General features: G+C 68.4%; 14 protein-coding genes. 4 read left to right on the plus strand and 10 right to left on the minus strand.

What is annotated here, in order from left to right; translation table 11 throughout:
• Positions 1 to 1,356, plus strand: coding sequence for an MATE family efflux transporter (locus tag BME24068_RS29605; protein WP_174928175.1), 1,356 nt, complete (start codon positions 1 to 3; stop codon positions 1,354 to 1,356).
• 15 nt (positions 1,357 to 1,371) lie between these two features.
• Here BME24068_RS29605 and lipA read toward each other — a convergent pair whose 3' ends face one another.
• The 6 genes from lipA to BME24068_RS29635 all read right to left on the minus strand — a co-directional run bounded on the left by lipA (position 1,372) and on the right by BME24068_RS29635 (position 7,476).
• A complete protein-coding gene (gene lipA, locus BME24068_RS29610) occupies positions 1,372 to 2,337 on the minus strand; it encodes a lipoyl synthase (protein WP_174928176.1) in 966 nt (321 codons plus the stop codon).
• Between the two features lie 2 nt (positions 2,338 to 2,339).
• Positions 2,340 to 3,455, minus strand: coding sequence for an acetoin dehydrogenase dihydrolipoyllysine-residue acetyltransferase subunit (locus BME24068_RS29615; RefSeq protein WP_174928177.1), 1,116 nt, complete (start codon positions 3,453 to 3,455; stop codon positions 2,340 to 2,342).
• 4 nt (positions 3,456 to 3,459) lie between these two features.
• The gene (locus tag BME24068_RS29620; RefSeq protein WP_174928178.1) at positions 3,460 to 4,464 is read right to left on the minus strand and encodes an alpha-ketoacid dehydrogenase subunit beta; all 1,005 of its coding nucleotides are present in this window, start codon (positions 4,462 to 4,464) and stop codon (positions 3,460 to 3,462) included.
• A gap of 54 nt (positions 4,465 to 4,518) precedes the next feature.
• Entirely contained in the window at positions 4,519 to 5,502 is a 984-nt protein-coding gene (locus BME24068_RS29625; protein ID WP_174928179.1) for a thiamine pyrophosphate-dependent dehydrogenase E1 component subunit alpha, read from the minus strand.
• Between the two features lie 77 nt (positions 5,503 to 5,579).
• Positions 5,580 to 6,356, minus strand: coding sequence for an SDR family NAD(P)-dependent oxidoreductase (locus tag BME24068_RS29630; RefSeq protein ID WP_174928180.1), 777 nt, complete (start codon positions 6,354 to 6,356; stop codon positions 5,580 to 5,582).
• A 61-nt stretch (positions 6,357 to 6,417) separates the two neighbouring features.
• Positions 6,418 to 7,476 carry an ATP-NAD kinase family protein gene (locus BME24068_RS29635; RefSeq protein ID WP_096503004.1) on the minus strand — a complete coding sequence of 353 codons (1,059 nt, stop codon included), beginning with the start codon at positions 7,474 to 7,476 and terminating at the stop codon, positions 6,418 to 6,420.
• A 535-nt stretch (positions 7,477 to 8,011) separates the two neighbouring features.
• Between BME24068_RS29635 and BME24068_RS29640 the strand changes: the two genes are divergently transcribed.
• A complete protein-coding gene (locus BME24068_RS29640; RefSeq protein ID WP_174928181.1) occupies positions 8,012 to 9,943 on the plus strand; it encodes a sigma-54-dependent Fis family transcriptional regulator in 1,932 nt (643 codons plus the stop codon).
• Between the two features lie 27 nt (positions 9,944 to 9,970).
• Here the strand turns inward: BME24068_RS29640 and BME24068_RS29645 are convergent, their stop codons facing one another.
• On the minus strand, positions 9,971 to 10,405 hold the full coding sequence (locus BME24068_RS29645; protein ID WP_174928182.1) for a carboxymuconolactone decarboxylase family protein: 435 nt from the start codon (positions 10,403 to 10,405) through the stop codon (positions 9,971 to 9,973).
• Entirely contained in the window at positions 10,389 to 10,850 is a 462-nt protein-coding gene (locus BME24068_RS29650; RefSeq protein WP_174928183.1) for a MerR family transcriptional regulator, read from the minus strand. The genes BME24068_RS29645 and BME24068_RS29650 overlap by 17 nt, the downstream gene beginning before the upstream one ends.
• Before the next feature lie 324 nt (positions 10,851 to 11,174).
• Here BME24068_RS29650 and BME24068_RS29655 point away from each other — a divergent pair, with 324 nt between their 5' ends.
• Positions 11,175 to 11,765 (plus strand): ComEA family DNA-binding protein, encoded by a 591-nt coding sequence (locus tag BME24068_RS29655; RefSeq protein WP_174928184.1) that lies wholly within the window; start codon positions 11,175 to 11,177, stop codon positions 11,763 to 11,765.
• 88 nt (positions 11,766 to 11,853) lie between these two features.
• The gene (locus tag BME24068_RS29660; RefSeq protein ID WP_174928185.1) at positions 11,854 to 12,285 is read left to right on the plus strand and encodes a YidB family protein; all 432 of its coding nucleotides are present in this window, start codon (positions 11,854 to 11,856) and stop codon (positions 12,283 to 12,285) included.
• Positions 12,286 to 12,417: 132 nt separating this feature from the next.
• Here the strand turns inward: BME24068_RS29660 and clpB are convergent, their stop codons facing one another.
• Together clpB and BME24068_RS29670 are read right to left on the minus strand one after the other, a co-directional pair.
• Positions 12,418 to 15,015 (minus strand): ATP-dependent chaperone ClpB, encoded by a 2,598-nt coding sequence (clpB, locus tag BME24068_RS29665; RefSeq protein WP_096503015.1) that lies wholly within the window; start codon positions 15,013 to 15,015, stop codon positions 12,418 to 12,420.
• 155 nt (positions 15,016 to 15,170) lie between these two features.
• A complete protein-coding gene (locus BME24068_RS29670; RefSeq protein WP_096503017.1) occupies positions 15,171 to 15,689 on the minus strand; it encodes an Rrf2 family transcriptional regulator in 519 nt (172 codons plus the stop codon).
• Positions 15,690 to 15,880 lie beyond the last annotated feature (191 nt).

The following is a 15,880-nucleotide window of genomic DNA, read 5'->3' on the forward strand; positions in this document are numbered from 1 at the left end:
ATGTTCGCCGACATCCGCCGGATCGTCGGCCTCGCATGGCCGGTGCTCGTCGGCCAGCTCGCGATCATCGCGTTCGGCGTGATCGACACGGCCATGGTCGGCCGCTACTCGGCCATCGACCTGGCCGCGCTCGGGCTCGGTTCGTCGATCTACGTGTCCGTCTACATCGGCCTGACGGGCATCCTGTCCGCGCTGCAACCGATCACCGGGCAACTGTACGGCGCGCGGCGCCATGCGGAGATCGGCGAGGAAGTCCGCCAGGCGCTGTGGCTCGCGCTGATGCTCGCGGCACCCGGCTTCCTGCTGCTGCATTTTCCCGAACCGCTGCTGCATATCGCACACGCGCCGCCCGCGCTGCACGACCGCACCGTCGATTACCTGCGCATCCTGTCGTACGGCCTGCCGGCCAGCCTCGTATTCCGGATCTACAACGCGCTGACCAATGCGGCCGGCAAGCCGCGGCTCGCGATGATCCTGCAGATCGGCGCGCTGCTGCTCAAGTTTCCGCTCAACGTGTGGTTCATCTTCGGCGGCTACGGCGTGCCGGCGCTCGGCGGCCCCGGCTGCGGGCTCGCGAGCACGCTGATCAACTGGGCGCTCGCGCTGATCGGCTTCACGCTGCTCGCGAAGCTCGACGTGTTCGCGCCGCTGTCGATCTTCTCGCGCTTTTGCTGGCCCGTATGGGCGCGCCAGAAGGCGATCCTGAAGCTCGGCGTGCCGATGGGCCTGTCGTACCTGATCGAAGTCACGTCGTACACGTGCATGGCGCTCTTCATCGCGCAGTTCGGCACGACGACGCTCGCCGGCCACCAGATCGCCGGCAACATCGGCGCGGTACTGTACATGACGCCGCTGTCGATCGGCGTGGCGGCGTCGACGCTCGTCGCGCGCGCGCTCGGCGCCGGCCGCCCGGACGAGGCACGGCTGCTCGGACGCCACAGCGTGATGCTCGCGTGCGGGATCGCCGCAGCGTACGGCGTGCTCGTGTTCACGCTGCGTCCGCTGATCGTCAGCGGCTACACGCCGAATCCGGCCGTCGCAGCCGCCGCGCTGCCGCTCGTCGCGATCGTCACCTGCTATCACTTCTTCGACGCGCTGCAGATCACGTCCGCCTTCGTGCTGCGCGCGTACAAGGTCGCGGTCGTGCCGACCGTGATCTACGCGGTCGCGCTGTGGGGCGTGGGGCTCGGCGGCGGCTACGTGATCGGCTTCGACGTCGGCGGCATCGCACCCGCGTGGCTGACGGGCGCGCGCGGCTTCTGGTTCGCCAACACGATCAGCCTGATGCTGGCGGGCGCGGGGCTCGCGCTGTATCTGCGGCGCGTGAGCCGCGCCCACCTGCCCGTGCGCGCCTGACGCGCCGCCGGCTGCCTACGCGTGCGCCAGCACGTCGGCCGCGTGATACGACGAGCGCACGAGCGGACCGGCGACCACCTCTCTGAAACCGAGCGCAAGCCCCTCGTCGCGCCAAGCGGCGAACGCGTCCGGGCTCACGTAGCGCCGCACCGGCAGGTGGTGCGCGGACGGGGCGAGATACTGGCCGAGCGTCAGCACGTCGACCTCCTGCGCGCGCAGTTCGCGCAGCGTGCGCCTCACCTCGTCGTCCCGCTCGCCGAGCCCGAGCATCAATCCCGATTTCGTCACGAGCGTCGGCCGCGCGGCCTTCGCCTGCGCAAGCAGTTCGAGCGAGCCGCGATAGTCGGCGCCCGGTCGCGCCGCGCGATACAACGACGGCACCGTCTCGATGTTGTGATTGAGCACGTCAGGCCACGCCACCGACAGCGCGTCGAGCGCACGGGCGACGCGGCCGCGAAAATCGGGCGTCAGCACCTCGACGCCGATACCCGGCACGCTCGCGCGCACCGCTGCGATACAGGCGGCGAAATGCGCGGCACCGCCGTCGCGCAGATCGTCGCGGTCGACCGACGTGATCACGACATAACGCAGCCCGAGCGCCGCGACCGCATCGGCAAGCCGCGCGGGCTCGTCCGGGTCGAGCGGCTCGGGACGGCCATGCGCGACGTCGCAGAACGGGCAGCGCCGCGTACACAGGCCGCCCATGATCATGAAGGTCGCCGTGCGCTGCGCGAAGCATTCGCCGATGTTCGGACACATCGCCTCCTCGCAGACGGAATGCAGCCGGTGATCGCGCAGCACGGCCGCCATGTCGGCGACCGCCCCGCTCATCATCGGCCGCGCCCGCAGCCACGGCGGCTTCGGCAGCGCCGCGCCGGCCGCGGGCTCGATGCGCACCGGAATGCGCGCGAGCTTGTCGCGGCTCCTCGCGCCCGGCTGGCCAAGCGCGGTGAAGCTGGGTCGTTCAAGCGCGGCGGCCATCGTCAGTCTCCGAGGAATGCGACGATCAGGCGGTTCACGTCGGCGGCCGCCTCCATCTGCACCATGTGACCGCTGCCGGCGATCACCTCGGCACGCACGCCATCCGGCAAGCCGTGCGCATGTTGCGCGGGAATCACCTGGTCGCGCTCGCCCCAGATCACGAGCGTGCGCGGTGCGAGCGCCGCGACGCGGTCGCGGAACACGCGACGCTGTGCGGCGCCGTCGAACGCGGCGTTCGCGATCTTCTCGAGTGCGGCCTGCACGCCTTCGAGCCGCTTGTACTTGACGAGATCCTCGACCAGTTGCCGCGTGACGAGTGCGTTGTCCGCGAACAGTGCGCCGAGATGCGGCTTCAGCGTGTTGCGGCTGTTGCCGGCGACGAAACCGTCGATGTAGCCGCGGTTGATCTCGGCACCGAGTCCGGCGCTCGCGATCAGCGTCAGCGACGCCACGCGCTGCGGCGCACGCTCGGCCGCCGCCATCGCGATCGCGCCGCCCATCGAGTGGCCGATCAGGTGCGCGCGCTCGATGTGCTGCGCGTCGAGCAGCGCGAGCACCGCGTCGGCCAGCTCGTCGAGGCTGCCCGTGTCGACGGCCTTGCCCGATTCGCCGTGGCCGGGCAAATCGAGCGCCCATACGGGCCGGTGCGCGGCGAGCTCCGCATGGTTGAACAGCCAGTTGTTCAGGTCGCCGCCGAAGCCGTGGATCAGCACGGCGGGCGTGCCCGTGCCGTCGCCCAGCTTCAGGAAACGCACCGTGCGGCCGCCGATCTGCGCCTTCTCGGGCTGCGGTCCGGCCGCTTCGTCGGACGCCGCGCTCGGCACGAAGTCGCGCTGGAATTCGGCGATCGCCGCATCGATGTCCGCATCGCTCGCCTCGGCGGCGGCGACCACGCCGAGCAGCGCACCGACCGGCAGCGTCTCGCCTTCCTGCGCGACCTGCCGGCGCAGCGTGCCGTCGAACGCGCACTCGACGCCCGACGAGATCTTGTCGGTCTCGACGTCGAGCACTTCGTCGCCCTTCGTCACGCGCTCGCCGAGCGCCTTCAGCCAGCCGTTGACCTGCCCCTGCTCCATCGACAGCCCCCACTTGGGCATCGTGATCATGTGAATCGACATCGTGTCAGCTCCTCGTCTTCAGTACCGCCTGCGCGATCGCATCGGCGGACGGGATGTACAGGTCTTCCAGCACGCCGGCGAACGGCGCGGGCGTATGCGGCGCGGTCACGAGTTCGACCGGCGCCTTCAGCGAATGGAATGCGCGCCGTGCGACGAGCGCCGCGATGTCGGTCGCGATCGAGCAGCGCGGATTCGCTTCGTCGACGACCACCACGCGTCCGGTGCGCTCCGCGCTTTCGAGGATGGTTTCCTCGTCGAGCGGCGACGTCGTGCGCAAATCGATCACGTCGACCTGGATGCCGTCCTTCGCGAGCTTCGCGGCCGCGTCGGTCGCGAGATGCACCATCCGGCCGTAGGTGACGATGGTCGCGTCGTCGCCGTCGCGCATGATGTTCGCCTCGCCGAACGGAATCGCATAGGATTCCTCAGGCACGTCGCCTTCGCGCGTATAGAGCAGCTTGTGTTCGAGGAAGATCACGGGATCGTTGTCGCGGATCGCCTGGATCAACAGCCCCTTCGCGTCGTACGGCGTCGCCGGGCACACGACCTTCAGCCCCGGGATGTGCGTAAACAGCGACGTGAGCATCTGCGAGTGCTGCGCGGCCGCGCGCAGGCCGGCCCCGTACATCGCGCGGATCACGACCGGCGTCACCGCCTTGCCGCCGAACATGTAGCGGAATTTCGCGGCCTGGTTGAAGATCTGGTCGAAGCACACGCCCATGAAATCGATGAACATCAGTTCCGCGACGGGCCGCATCCCGCACGCGGCCGCGCCGACCGCCGCGCCGATGTAGCCGCCTTCGGACAGCGGCGTATCGAGCACGCGGCCCGGAAACTTGTGGAACAGCCCCTTCGTCACGCCGAGCACGCCGCCCCACGCGTCGTCCTCGCCCGGCGCGCCCGCGCCGCCCGCATTGTCCTCGCCCATCACGATCACGCTGTCGTCGCGCGCCATTTCCTGCGCGAGCGCCTCGTTGATCGCCTGCGAATAAGTGATCTTCCTTGCCATGTCTGTCTCCTGGAATGTTCGGTTCGCCGTACCGGCTGCTGGGTCAGATCGCGCTCACGGGTACGACACGTACACGTCGGTCAGCAGGTCGGCGGCATCGGGCAGCGGCGCGGCCTTCGCCTGCGCGACCGCGTCGTCGATCAGCGCCTTCACCTGCGCGTCGACCGCGCGCAGCTCGTCGGTCGTCAGCGCTTCGGCGCGCACGACGCGCGTCTCGAAATGCTTCAGGCAGTCCTTCTCGTCGCGCAGCTTCTGCACTTCACCCGGCGCGCGGTAGGTCTGCGCATCGCCTTCGAAGTGGCCGAAATAGCGCGTGAACTTCACCTCGACGAGCGTCGGGCCGCCGCCGTTGCGCGCACGCGCGACCGCTTCGCCGAGCGCTTCGTGCACCGCGAAGAAGTCGAAGCCGTCGACGATCACGCCGGGCATCCCGAAGCCGTTCGCGCGATCGGCGATGTTGTCGGTCGCGACCGACCAGCTCGACGACGTCGCTTCCGCATAGCCGTTGTTTTCGGCCACGAAGATCGCCGGCAGCCGCCATACCGACGCGAGGTTCATCGATTCGAAGATCACGCCCTGGTTCGACGCGCCGTCGCCGAAGAAGCACACGCCGACGCCGCCCGTCTTCTTGTGCTTGGCCGCGAGCGCCGCGCCGCACACGAGCGGGCCGCCCGCGCCGACGATCCCGTTCGCGCCGAGCATCCCCATCGCCAGGTCGGCGATGTGCATCGAGCCGCCCTTGCCGTGGCAAACGCCCGTCTTCTTGCCGTAGATCTCGGCCATCATCCCGTGCACGTCGACGCCTTTCGCGATGCAATGGCCGTGGCCGCGGTGCGTGGTGGCGACGTAATCGTCGAGGCCGAGGTGCAGCATCGTGCCGACCGCGGATGCCTCCTCGCCCGCGTACAGGTGCACGAAGCCGGGAATTTCGCCGGTTGCGAACTCGACGTGCAGGCGCTCCTCGAATTCGCGGATCGTGCGCATCAGCCGGTAGGCGTCCAGCAGCTTGTCCCTGCTGAGCTGTGTCGAAACGGTCATGTGTGTCTCCTGGGTAGGTCTGACTGCGAATGCCGCCGCGGCAACGCCCCGGCGACGGATTGCACGGCCTGCGGCCGTCAGTGGAACGTGAAGCCGCCGTCGACATTCACGGCCTGGCCGGTCACGTTGTCCATCGTCGCGAAGAACAGCGCGAGCCGGCCCATGTCCTCCGGCGTCTGCGCGCGGCCCTGCGGAATCAGCGTGAGCTGGTGCCGCTGCCACGACGCCTCGACCGACTCGCCGTCGTTCTTCCATTCGTCGGACAGCCGGTCCCACATGTAGGTGCGCACGATGCCCGGACAGATCGCGTTGACGGTCACGCCGTCGCGCGCGAGTTCCTTCGCCAGCGCGTTCGTGAAGCCGACCACCGCGAATTTCGACGCGCTGTAGTGCGCGAGATTCGGAAACCCTTCCTTGCCGGCGATCGACGCGACGTTGATGATCCGGCCGCTGCGCTGCGCCTTCAGATGCGGGAGCGCCGCGCGGCAACCGAGAAACGTGCCCTTCGCATTCACGTCCATCACGAAATCCCAGTCGCGCTCGGTCAACGCCTCGACCGGATGAATGCTGATCACGCCCGCGCAATTCACGAGGATGTCGAGCCGGCCCAGTTCGGCGAGCGCCTGCGCGACCATCGCGTCGACCTGCGCGGCCTGCGTGACGTCGACCTTCGCGACCGCCGCGCGCCGGCCGAGCGCACGCACCTCGCGCGCGGTTGCGTCGAGTGCGTCGTCGAGCAGATCCGCGAGCAGGATGTCGGCACCCGCGCCTGCCAGCGTCAGCGCAATGCCGCGGCCGATGCCGCGCGCGGCGCCGGTGACGATGGCGACCTGTCCTTCGAGAACGGCTGTCATGGCGATGTCTCCTTGTCGATTGACTGAAATGGAAGCGATGCGTCGTCGAAAAAACGGGGGGTCAGTTGCGCCACGCGCCGGCGTCGCGCAGCAACTGCCGCGACGACGCGTAACGCAGCGTGCGGCCGACGTCGACCGTCAGCGGCCCCCGCCAGTCGAGTGCGATCTCGTAGCGATCGCCGCGCGCAACCTCGATCTCGCGTTCCCCGTCGAACGCGAGCGTGCCGTGCTCGAACGGGATCGTCTGCCACGCGCCTGGTTCGAGCCGCTCGCAACTGCGCATCACGACGCGATCGACGCGGCCCGGTGCGATCGGTGCGATGAGCGGCGTGCCGGCCGCCTTGCCGTCGGCGGCAAAACGCATCGCGAGCCCGTGCGGCGCGCTGCGCTCGAGCGGCGCCCACGCGCCGCCGAGCGCGGACAACCCGATGCCGTCCGGTTCCGCGAAAGTCAGGTAGAGCGTGTCGATGTCGTCGGGGCCCGAGATCGCCCGTGCGCCGATGAAGCGCTGGCGCGCCGCGCACACGTCGACGAGCGCGATCTCCTCGCGTCCCGCGTTGGAACCGGCCGTGCAGCGCACGACGAGCCGCTTGTTGCGCGTGAACGCGACGTCGGCCGGCACGGCGCCGGTCGCGGCAAGCCCGGCCGCGACGCCTGCGACCGTCGCCTCGCGATGTTCGGGAAACGCGTTGTTGGTGCCGGTGGACAGCGCGACGAGCGGCGTCGCGCCGCAATGCGCGGCGACCGCGCGATGGGTGCCGTCGCCGCCGAGCACGACGATCAGCGCGACTTCCATCCGGCGCATGTAGGCGGCACCGGCCTGCGTGTCGGCGACCGTATCGGAGATCGGCAGATCGGCGAATTCGACGTCGGGCCAGCGCTCGTGGGGGGCGACCGCACGATGCGTATCGAGCGCACGCATCAGCAGCGTCGCGATGCCCGTCTTGTCGCGCAACGTCAGTACGCGCTCGACGCCCATCGCGCCGAGGCCGGCGAGCAGGCGCACGACCATGTTGGCCTTCTCCGCCGTCGGGAACACGGATGCATGCGTCGTCAGGCGGCGAATGTCGCGCCCCGATGCGGGGTTCGCGATCACGCCGACGGTCACGGGCGTCGTCACGGGCTTGTCTCCATCCAGTGGGCCGGCGCCCGCGCATGGGTGCGCGCGCCGGCCCTGCATGTGTCGTCCGCCGCCATCGAGAGCGGCGGATCGTCGTCGCCGACGCGACTGCGCCGGGCTTGCCGTGATATCTGCAAGCGGCGTGCCACCGTGTGCGCAACGACCGGGAAACCCGCGTGCGGACTGGCTCGGCGGCGGTGCACGGGTTCGACACGGGCCGCCATGACGCGCGTACGCGTCGCGAAACGGCGCGTGCGTCTCATCGCGTCGATCTCGCAGCGCGCATGTTTCGGCAGCGTGGCGCGCACACCGAGCTATCCGGCAAACCGCGCGGATCGCGGCACGGCGCGCGCCACCGCGATCCGCACGCCCATCGCACATAGCTCGCCCATGCGTCTCAGCCCCGCGAGACCCGTTGAGATGCCGGTGAGACGAACGTCTCATGCGTCGCGCATGCTGCGATGCAATGTGATCCGCCGAAGCGGATGTGCTACAAGAACAGCGAATTCCCCGCCGTACGGAACCGGAGCCGACCATGCCCTATGCCGTCCCCCAGGCCCAGCACGCCGACCGTGTGCTCGGCGCGCTCGCCGGGCGCCTGCCCGCGCCGGCCGACTCCTCGCGCCTCGTGTCGTCGTGGCAACGCTCGCTCGAGCGCTATGCGCTCGACCCGGCTTCGTCGATCGGCCCGCGCGTGCTGACCGCGGCCGAACTGCGCGAGGTGCGCGACAAGGAGGAAGCGTTCCTGCGCGCGTCGGGGCAGTGCCTGACGCGCCTGCACGACATGATTCGCGTTGCCGACTATTGCGTGATGCTGACCGACGCGCACGGCGTGACGATCGACTACCGGATCGAGCGCGAACGCCGCAACGACTTCCGTCATGCGGGCCTGCACATCGGCTCGTGCTGGTCGGAAAGCGAGGAAGGCACGTGCGGCGTCGCGAGCGTGCTGACCGATCTCGCGCCGATCACCGTGCACAAGACCGATCACTTTCGCGCGGCATTCACCACGCTCACCTGCAGCGCGGCCCCGATCTTCTCGCCGGGCGGCGAACTGATCGGCGTGCTCGATGCATCGGCCGTCCAGTCGCCGGACAACCGCGACAGCCAGCGCCTCGTGTACCAGCTCGTGCGGCAAAGCGCCGGACTGATCGAGGACGGCTATTTCGTGCACAGCACCGCGCAGCACTGGATATTGTTCGGGCATCCGAATCGTCACTACGTCGAGGCGCAGCCCGAATGGCTGATCGCGTTCGACGACTGCGGCAATATCGTCGCCGCGAACCGCCAGGCGCGCGACGCATTGCCGGCGCTGTGCGAACCGCGCCACATCGACGAGATCTTCGACGCGACCGAGATGCCGCTGCGCGATGCCGCGCGGCTCGACACGATCGTCGCGCTGCGGCTGCGCGCAACCGGCGCCCCGCTCTATGCACGGCTGCGCGCGCCGCTACGGCGCGCCGGCCGCGAAGCCGGCACGGCACGGGCCGCCCCGGCATCGCGCCGCCCCGGCACCGCGCAGCGCCACGTCGGCGCGCTCACGCCGTTCCTGCACAGCAGCGACGCGCGCATCGCGCAGCAGGCCGAACTCGCGCTGCGCGTCGCGAGCAAGCGGCTGCCGATTCTCGTGCTCGGCGAAACCGGCGCGGGCAAGGAAGTGTTCGCCCGCGCGATCCACGACGCCGGTGCGCGACGCGCACGGCCGTTCGTCGCGGTCAACTGCGGCGCGCTGCCCGAGGCGCTGATCGAAAGCGAGCTGTTCGGCTACGCGGCCGGCGCGTTTACCGGCGCGCGCAAGCACGGCGCACGCGGCAAGATCGCGCTCGCCGACGGCGGCACGCTGTTTCTCGACGAAATCGGCGACATGCCGCTCGCGCTGCAGACGCGCCTGTTGCGCGTGCTCGCCGACGGCGAAGTCGTGCCGCTCGGCAGCGACACGCCCGTGCGCGTCGATCTGGACGTGATCTGCGCGACGCACCGCGATCTCGGACAGATGGTGGCCGACGGCACGTTCCGCGAGGATCTGTATTACCGGCTGAGCGGCGCGACGTTCGTGCTGCCGCCGCTGCGCGAGCGTGCCGACGTGGGCGACGTGATCGCCACGGTGTTCGCGGAAGAAGCGCAGGCGACCGGCCACGTGCTCACGCTCGACCCGGCACTCGCCGGGCAGCTCGCCGCGTACCCGTGGCCCGGTAACGTACGGCAACTGCGTAACGTGCTGCGCTATGCGTGCGCGGTGTGCGACGCCGCACGCGTGACACGGCGCGACCTGCCGGCCGATCTCGCCGCGCAGCTCGGCGCCGGCCCGGCCGGCGCGCTGCCGGACGACGAGCGCGGCCGCATCGTCGCGGCGCTCACCGCGCATCGCTGGCGCCCCGATGCAGCGGCCCAGGCGCTCGGCATTTCACGCGCGACGCTGTACCGGCGAATCGCGAAGCACCGGATCGTCGCGCCGCACCGCATCTGACACGCGCGGCACGCGGCGCGCGGCGCATCACGCCGCGTGCGCGACCGCTTCGGTCGTGCCGTCGTCCGTGGCGAGCGCGTCATCGCGCCGGGCAAATACCTCGTGCGCGGCAAACAGCGCATTCAGCGCGGCCGGAAATCCCGCGTACACGGCCATCTGCATGAACACCTCGACGATTTCGTCGCGTGTGCAGCCGACGTTCAGCGCCGCCTCGACATGCACCTTGAGTTGCGGCTGGGCGTTGCCGAGCGCGGCCAGCGCGGCGATCGTCGCAATCTCGCGCGACTTGAGGTCGAGCTGCGGCCGGCTATAGATGTCGCCGAAACCGAATTCGACGAGCAGACGCCCGAAATCGGGCGCGATCGGCGCGAGGGCCGCGATCACGCGTTCGCCCACTTCGCCGTCGATTTCCTTCAGTTTGTTCCAGCCGCGCGCATAGCGATCGTCAACGAGTCGTTCCATGATGTCCGTCCTGCTCCGATGATGAATGGGAAGTGTTCGCCCGTCGTTCCGTCTCGCGCTCCCGCGTCTCGTAGTACGCGATCTTGTCGCCGATCGCATCGAGGCTCGCCTGCAGCGCCTCGATATGCACGCGCACCGCATCGCGATGCGCGGCCAGCAACCGTCGGCGCGCGCCGAACGTCGACTCGCCTTGCGCGCGCAATGCCGCGAACTGCTGCATCTGCGCGATCGGCATGCCGGTCGCTTTCAGCCGCATCACGAAGGCGAGCCAGTCGAGATCGGCCGGCGCGTAGAGCCGGTGCCCGGCCGCCGTGCGCGAAATCGCGCGCAGCAGCCCGGCCTGCTCGTAGTACCGCAACGTGTGCGTCGACACGCCCGTCAGCGCGGCGACTTGCCCGATCGTCAGCGGGCCGGCAGAGGAAGGAGTGGAAACGGTGATCGACATGGCACGCTCAAGGTTAGGAGTTAGAGTTCACTCTAAGTCAAGCGTTGCCGAACGGCCAGCGCGTCAATTTGCGGCCGTCGCTTCCGACACCCACCCTTCCGACACCCACCGTCAGACATCGGCGGATACCGTAAAGAATGGTCAAAATCGCGGCCCGGCAGCGCGTTCCGTCTTTACAGCGACGCAAGCCTTCAGCAAGATTCGGACAGCTTGTCTTAAAAAGGGCACGCATTTGTCCTATGCTTAACGGCAACGCTTGGACAGGCGTCGCTCCACCGTCCGTTGCAACAACCATTCATCCGTTGAAACCTGGGAGCCTTTGCCATGCTGAAAAAGCTGCTGATGCTGTTTGTCGCGCTGTCGCTGTCACTCGCCGCCGGCCTGGCCGCGGCCGTCGAAGTCAACACGGCCGACCAGGCCGCGCTCGAATCGGTAAAGGGTCTCGGGCCCGTGAAGTCGAAGGCGATCATCGACGAACGCGCCAAGAACGGCCCGTTCAAGGATGCGGACGATCTCGCGAATCGCGTGAAGGGCCTCGGCACGAAGTCGGTCGGGCATCTCGAGGAAAATGGCCTGACGATCGGCGGCTCGTCGACGCCGCCCAAGGGCGTGAAGCTGTCGAAGCCGGCCGCGACGACGTCGGCCACCACGACGCCGGCGGGCACTGCGACGACGTCGACAACCGCGACGGCCGGCACGGCGGCGCCAGCCGCAAGCGCGCCGGAAGCGGCGGCCAAGCCGGCCAAGAGCAAGCGTGCGTCGAAGAAGGAGAAGGCGGCCGCAGCCGCGGCGGCAGCCGCCGACGCGGGCGCGAGCGCGCCGTCCGCAGCGTCGTCCACGAAGGCGACGAAGGGTTCGAAGAAGAAGAGCAAGAAGGACAAGGCAGCCTCCGCCGCCGAGGCGTCGGGCGCCTGATGCGCGCCGCGCGCGCGACGGCGTGCGCGCGGCATTCGTTCAACGGGCGCCGCCGTTACGGCGCCCTTTTCAGTGAAGGTGAAGAACCATGGGTCTCCTCGACATCGTTGGCGGTCTGATCGGCGGCCAGGCCGGCGGCAACTCGCAAAGCGCGCTCATCACGACCGCGCTCGAATTCATCAACAACCAGCCGGGCGGCCTGAACGGGCTGATCGAGAAGTTCAAGGCCGGCGGCGCCGGCGACGTGATCGGCTCGTGGGTCGGCAGCGGCGAAAACCAGCCGATCTCGGCGGACACGCTGCAGAACGTGCTCGGCTCGGACGCCGTCGGCGCGCTCGCGAGCAAGGTGGGCATCGATCCGTCGCAAGCATCGTCGATCCTCGCGCAGGTGCTGCCGCACGTCGTGAACCACGCGACGCCGAACGGCGAAGTGCCGGCCGACGGCCAGGTCGACACGTCGAACGTGCTCGGCGCACTGTCGCAGCTCGCCGGCATGTTCGGCGGCAACAAGCAGGCCTGAGCGCACCGCGCACGACAGCCGGAGCGGCCGCTTCATCCGTTTCCGCCGCTCCATATGCAAACACCCCGCCTGAGCGGGGTGTTTGTTTTTGCGCGCCCGGCGCGAACCGGGCGTGCGGCCGATGACCGGCGATCAGTGCACGACGCGGTCGAACACGAACTTGCCGTCGCTGACGTCGACCGGGATCACGTCCTTCGGACCGAAGCGGCCCGCGAGGATCAGCTTCGCGACCGGGTTCTCGATCTCCTGCTGAATCGCGCGCTTCAGCGGCCGCGCACCGAACAGCGGATCGTAGCCGACCTTGCCGATCTGTTCGAGCGCCGCCGGCGACACCTCGAGCGCCATGTCGAGCTTCGCGAGCCGGTCGTGCAGGCGTGCGAGCTGGATCTTCGCGATCGACTCGATGTTGCTGCGGTCGAGCGCATGGAACACGACGACGTCGTCGATCCGGTTCAGGAACTCCGGACGGAAGTGCTGCTTCACTTCGAGCCACACCGCGTCCTTGATCTCTTCCTGCGGCGAACCCGTCATCGCCTGGATCACCTGCGAGCCGAGGTTCGACGTCATCACGATCACCGTGTTCTTGAAATCGACCGTGCGCCCCTGCCCGTCGGTCATGCGACCGTCGTCGAGCACCTGCAGCAGCACGTTGAACACGTCCGGATGCGCCTTCTCGATCTCGTCGAGCAGGATCACGCTGTACGGCTTGCGGCGCACGGCTTCCGTCAGGTAGCCGCCTTCCTCGTAGCCGACATAGCCCGGCGGCGCGCCGATCAGCCGCGCGACGCTGTGCTTCTCCATGAACTCGCTCATGTCGATGCGGATCAGGTGCTCTTCTGAATCGAACAGGAACGACGCCAGCGCCTTGCACAGCTCGGTCTTGCCGACACCCGTCGGGCCGAGGAACAGGAACGAGCCGTACGGACGGTTCGGATCGGCGAGCCCCGCGCGCGAACGACGGATCGCATCGGCGACCGCGCTGATCGCCTCATGCTGGCCGACCACGCGCTCGTGCAGCTTTTCCTCGATGTGCAGCAGCTTCTCGCGTTCGCCCTGCATCATCCGCGACACCGGAATCCCGGTCGAGCGCGACACGACTTCCGCGATTTCTTCCGCACCGACCTGCGTGCGCAGCAGCCGCGGACGCGTCGGGTTGTGCTGCTCCTGCTCTTCCGCCTGCGTGACCTGCTTCAGTTGCGACTCGAGTTGCGGCAGCTTGCCGTACTGCAGTTCGGCGACCTTCTCCAGCTTGCCGTCACGCTGCAGACGCGCGATGTCGGCACGCACCTTCTCGATTTCTTCCTTGAGCTGCGCGCTGCCCTGCACCGCGGCCTTCTCGGCGGTCCAGATCTCCTCGAGGTCCGCATATTCGCGGCCGAGGCGATCGATCTCCTCCTCGATCAGTTGCAGGCGCTTCTGCGACGCTTCGTCCTGCTCCTTCTTCACGGCCTCGCGCTCGATCTTCAGCTGGATCAGCCGGCGGTCGAGCTTGTCCATCTCTTCGGGCTTCGAATCGATTTCCATCTTGATCTTCGATGCAGCCTCGTCGATCAGGTCGATCGCCTTGTCGGGCAGGAAGCGGTCCGTGATGTAGCGGTGCGACAGCTCGGCCGCGGCGACGATCGCCGGGTCGGTGATGTCGACGCCGTGATGCAGTTCGTACTTCTCCTGCAGCCCGCGCAGGATCGCGATCGTCGCCTCGACGCTCGGCTCGTCGACGAGCACCTTCTGGAAGCGGCGCTCGAGCGCGGCGTCCTTCTCGATGTACTTGCGGTATTCGTCGAGCGTGGTCGCGCCGATGCAATGCAGCTCGCCGCGCGACAGCGCAGGCTTGAGCATGTTGCCCGCATCCATCGCGCCTTCGGCCTTGCCGGCACCGACCATCGTATGGATCTCGTCGATGAACACGATCGTCCGGCCTTCGTCCTTCGCGATGTCGTTGAGCACCGCCTTCAGGCGCTCCTCGAACTCGCCGCGATACTTCGCGCCCGCGAGCAGCGCGGCCATGTCGAGCGACAGCACGCGCTTGCCCTTCAGCGTCTCGGGCACTTCGCCGTTGACGATCCGCTGCGCGAGCCCTTCGACGATCGCGGTCTTGCCGACGCCCGGCTCGCCGATCAGCACCGGGTTGTTCTTGGTACGACGCTGCAGGATCTGGATCGAACGACGGATTTCGTCGTCGCGGCCGATCACCGGATCGAGCTTGCCTGCACGGGCGCGCTCGGTCAGGTCGACCGTGTACTTCTTCAGCGCCTCGCGCTGGCTTTCCGCATCCTGGCTGTGCACCTGCGAGCCGCCGCGCACCGCGGCGATCGCGGCTTCGAGCGCCTTGCGCGTGAGGCCGTGCTGGCGTGCGAGCTTGCCGGCTTCGCCCTTGTCGTCGGACACGGCGAGCAGGAACATCTCGCTCGCAATGAACGTGTCGTTGAGCTTCTGCGCTTCCTTGTCGGCCTGGTTCAGCAGCCCGGCCAACTCACGGCCGATCTGGATGTCGCCGCCCGTACCCGTGACTTGCGGCAGGCGCGAGATCGCCTCGTTCAGCGCGCCTTGCAGCGCCTGCACGTGAACACCCGCGCGCGACATCAGCGAGCGGGCGGAGCCGTCCTGCTGCGCGACGAGTGCCGCCAGTACGTGAACGGGTTCGATGTATTGATTGTCGCGGCCTGCCGCAAGGCTTTGCGCGTCCGCGAGTGCTTCCTGGAACTTGGTGGTGAGCTTGTCGATTCTCATTTAGTCGAGACCTCCAATTTTCGATTAACACCAAGATGAGGATGGTTATGCGGGTTTCAAGCGAAATTCGGGTTGATTCAGCGCAAAAAACGATGGACGGCGACAAGCGGCCTGCCGGCCGGTTGCAGCCGGGTAATGGAGGCGTGCGGCGCGCGTCAGCCGGCCTTCGACGGCGACCCGGCGGACGCAGCCGCGTCGGGTTCCGACGGCTCGGCACGCACGAGCGCGATCGGCCGAATGCCGAGCAGCGCGACGAGCGGCGACGCAGGCGCGGCCAGCTCGCCGACCGTATGACGATCGAGCTCGGCGAAAAATGCATCGCGCGCGGCCGCCAGCACGCCCTTCAGACGGCACTGCGGCTCGATCACGCAGCCGCGCGACTCGTCACCGTCGGCGGAAAAACAGCCGACCAGCGCGAAATCGCTCTCGGTCGCGCGCACGACCTGCCCGACCGTCAGCGCCAGCGATTCGGGGAAGAGCCGCAGCCCGCCGTTGCGGCCGCGAACCGTGTCGACCCAGCCGAGCTCGCCGAGCTGCTGCACCACTTTCATCAGATGGTTCTTCGAGATGCCGTAGGCGTCCGAGATCTCCTGGATCGTCGCGAGCCCCTCGCCGCGCACGGCAAGGTACAACATCACGCGCAGCGAATAGTCGGTGTAGTCGGTGAGTCTCATGAGCGAATACGGAAAATTGTCGATCGTGCCCCGATTATGCAGCCCGGATCACCGGGAGCGCGCGCCGGCCGGGCTTTTGACTGCCGCCTGACAGGCCCGGGTTGCCCCGACGGCCTGCGCGCAATAAGATGCATGGCACACGCACATTTTTCAGGCCTTGGTGGACGCTATTTTGCGTCAAAATCCTGTCG

Origin of the sequence: Burkholderia anthina (assembly GCF_902498995.1) — a bacterium.
Classification (GTDB): Bacteria; Pseudomonadota; Gammaproteobacteria; order Burkholderiales; family Burkholderiaceae; genus Burkholderia; species Burkholderia anthina.

Bases quoted from the DNA above. Each gene is read 5' to 3' on its own strand.
- BME24068_RS29605 (WP_174928175.1), top strand. From the start codon at position 1: ATGTTCGCCGACATCCGCCGGATCGTCGGCCTCGCATGGCCGGTGCTC.
- lipA (WP_174928176.1), bottom strand. From the start codon at position 2,337: ATGGCCGCCGCGCTTGAACGACCCAGCTTCACCGCGCTTGGCCAGCCG.
- BME24068_RS29615 (WP_174928177.1), bottom strand. From the start codon at position 3,455: ATGTCGATTCACATGATCACGATGCCCAAGTGGGGGCTGTCGATGGAG.
- BME24068_RS29620 (WP_174928178.1), bottom strand. From the start codon at position 4,464: ATGGCAAGGAAGATCACTTATTCGCAGGCGATCAACGAGGCGCTCGCG.
- BME24068_RS29625 (WP_174928179.1), bottom strand. From the start codon at position 5,502: ATGACCGTTTCGACACAGCTCAGCAGGGACAAGCTGCTGGACGCCTAC.
- BME24068_RS29630 (WP_174928180.1), bottom strand. From the start codon at position 6,356: ATGACAGCCGTTCTCGAAGGACAGGTCGCCATCGTCACCGGCGCCGCG.
- BME24068_RS29640 (WP_174928181.1), top strand. From the start codon at position 8,012: ATGCCCTATGCCGTCCCCCAGGCCCAGCACGCCGACCGTGTGCTCGGC.
- BME24068_RS29645 (WP_174928182.1), bottom strand. From the start codon at position 10,405: ATGGAACGACTCGTTGACGATCGCTATGCGCGCGGCTGGAACAAACTG.
- BME24068_RS29650 (WP_174928183.1), bottom strand. From the start codon at position 10,850: ATGTCGATCACCGTTTCCACTCCTTCCTCTGCCGGCCCGCTGACGATC.
- BME24068_RS29655 (WP_174928184.1), top strand. From the start codon at position 11,175: ATGCTGAAAAAGCTGCTGATGCTGTTTGTCGCGCTGTCGCTGTCACTC.
- BME24068_RS29660 (WP_174928185.1), top strand. From the start codon at position 11,854: ATGGGTCTCCTCGACATCGTTGGCGGTCTGATCGGCGGCCAGGCCGGC.
- clpB (WP_096503015.1), bottom strand. From the start codon at position 15,015: ATGAGAATCGACAAGCTCACCACCAAGTTCCAGGAAGCACTCGCGGAC.
- BME24068_RS29670 (WP_096503017.1), bottom strand. From the start codon at position 15,689: ATGAGACTCACCGACTACACCGACTATTCGCTGCGCGTGATGTTGTAC.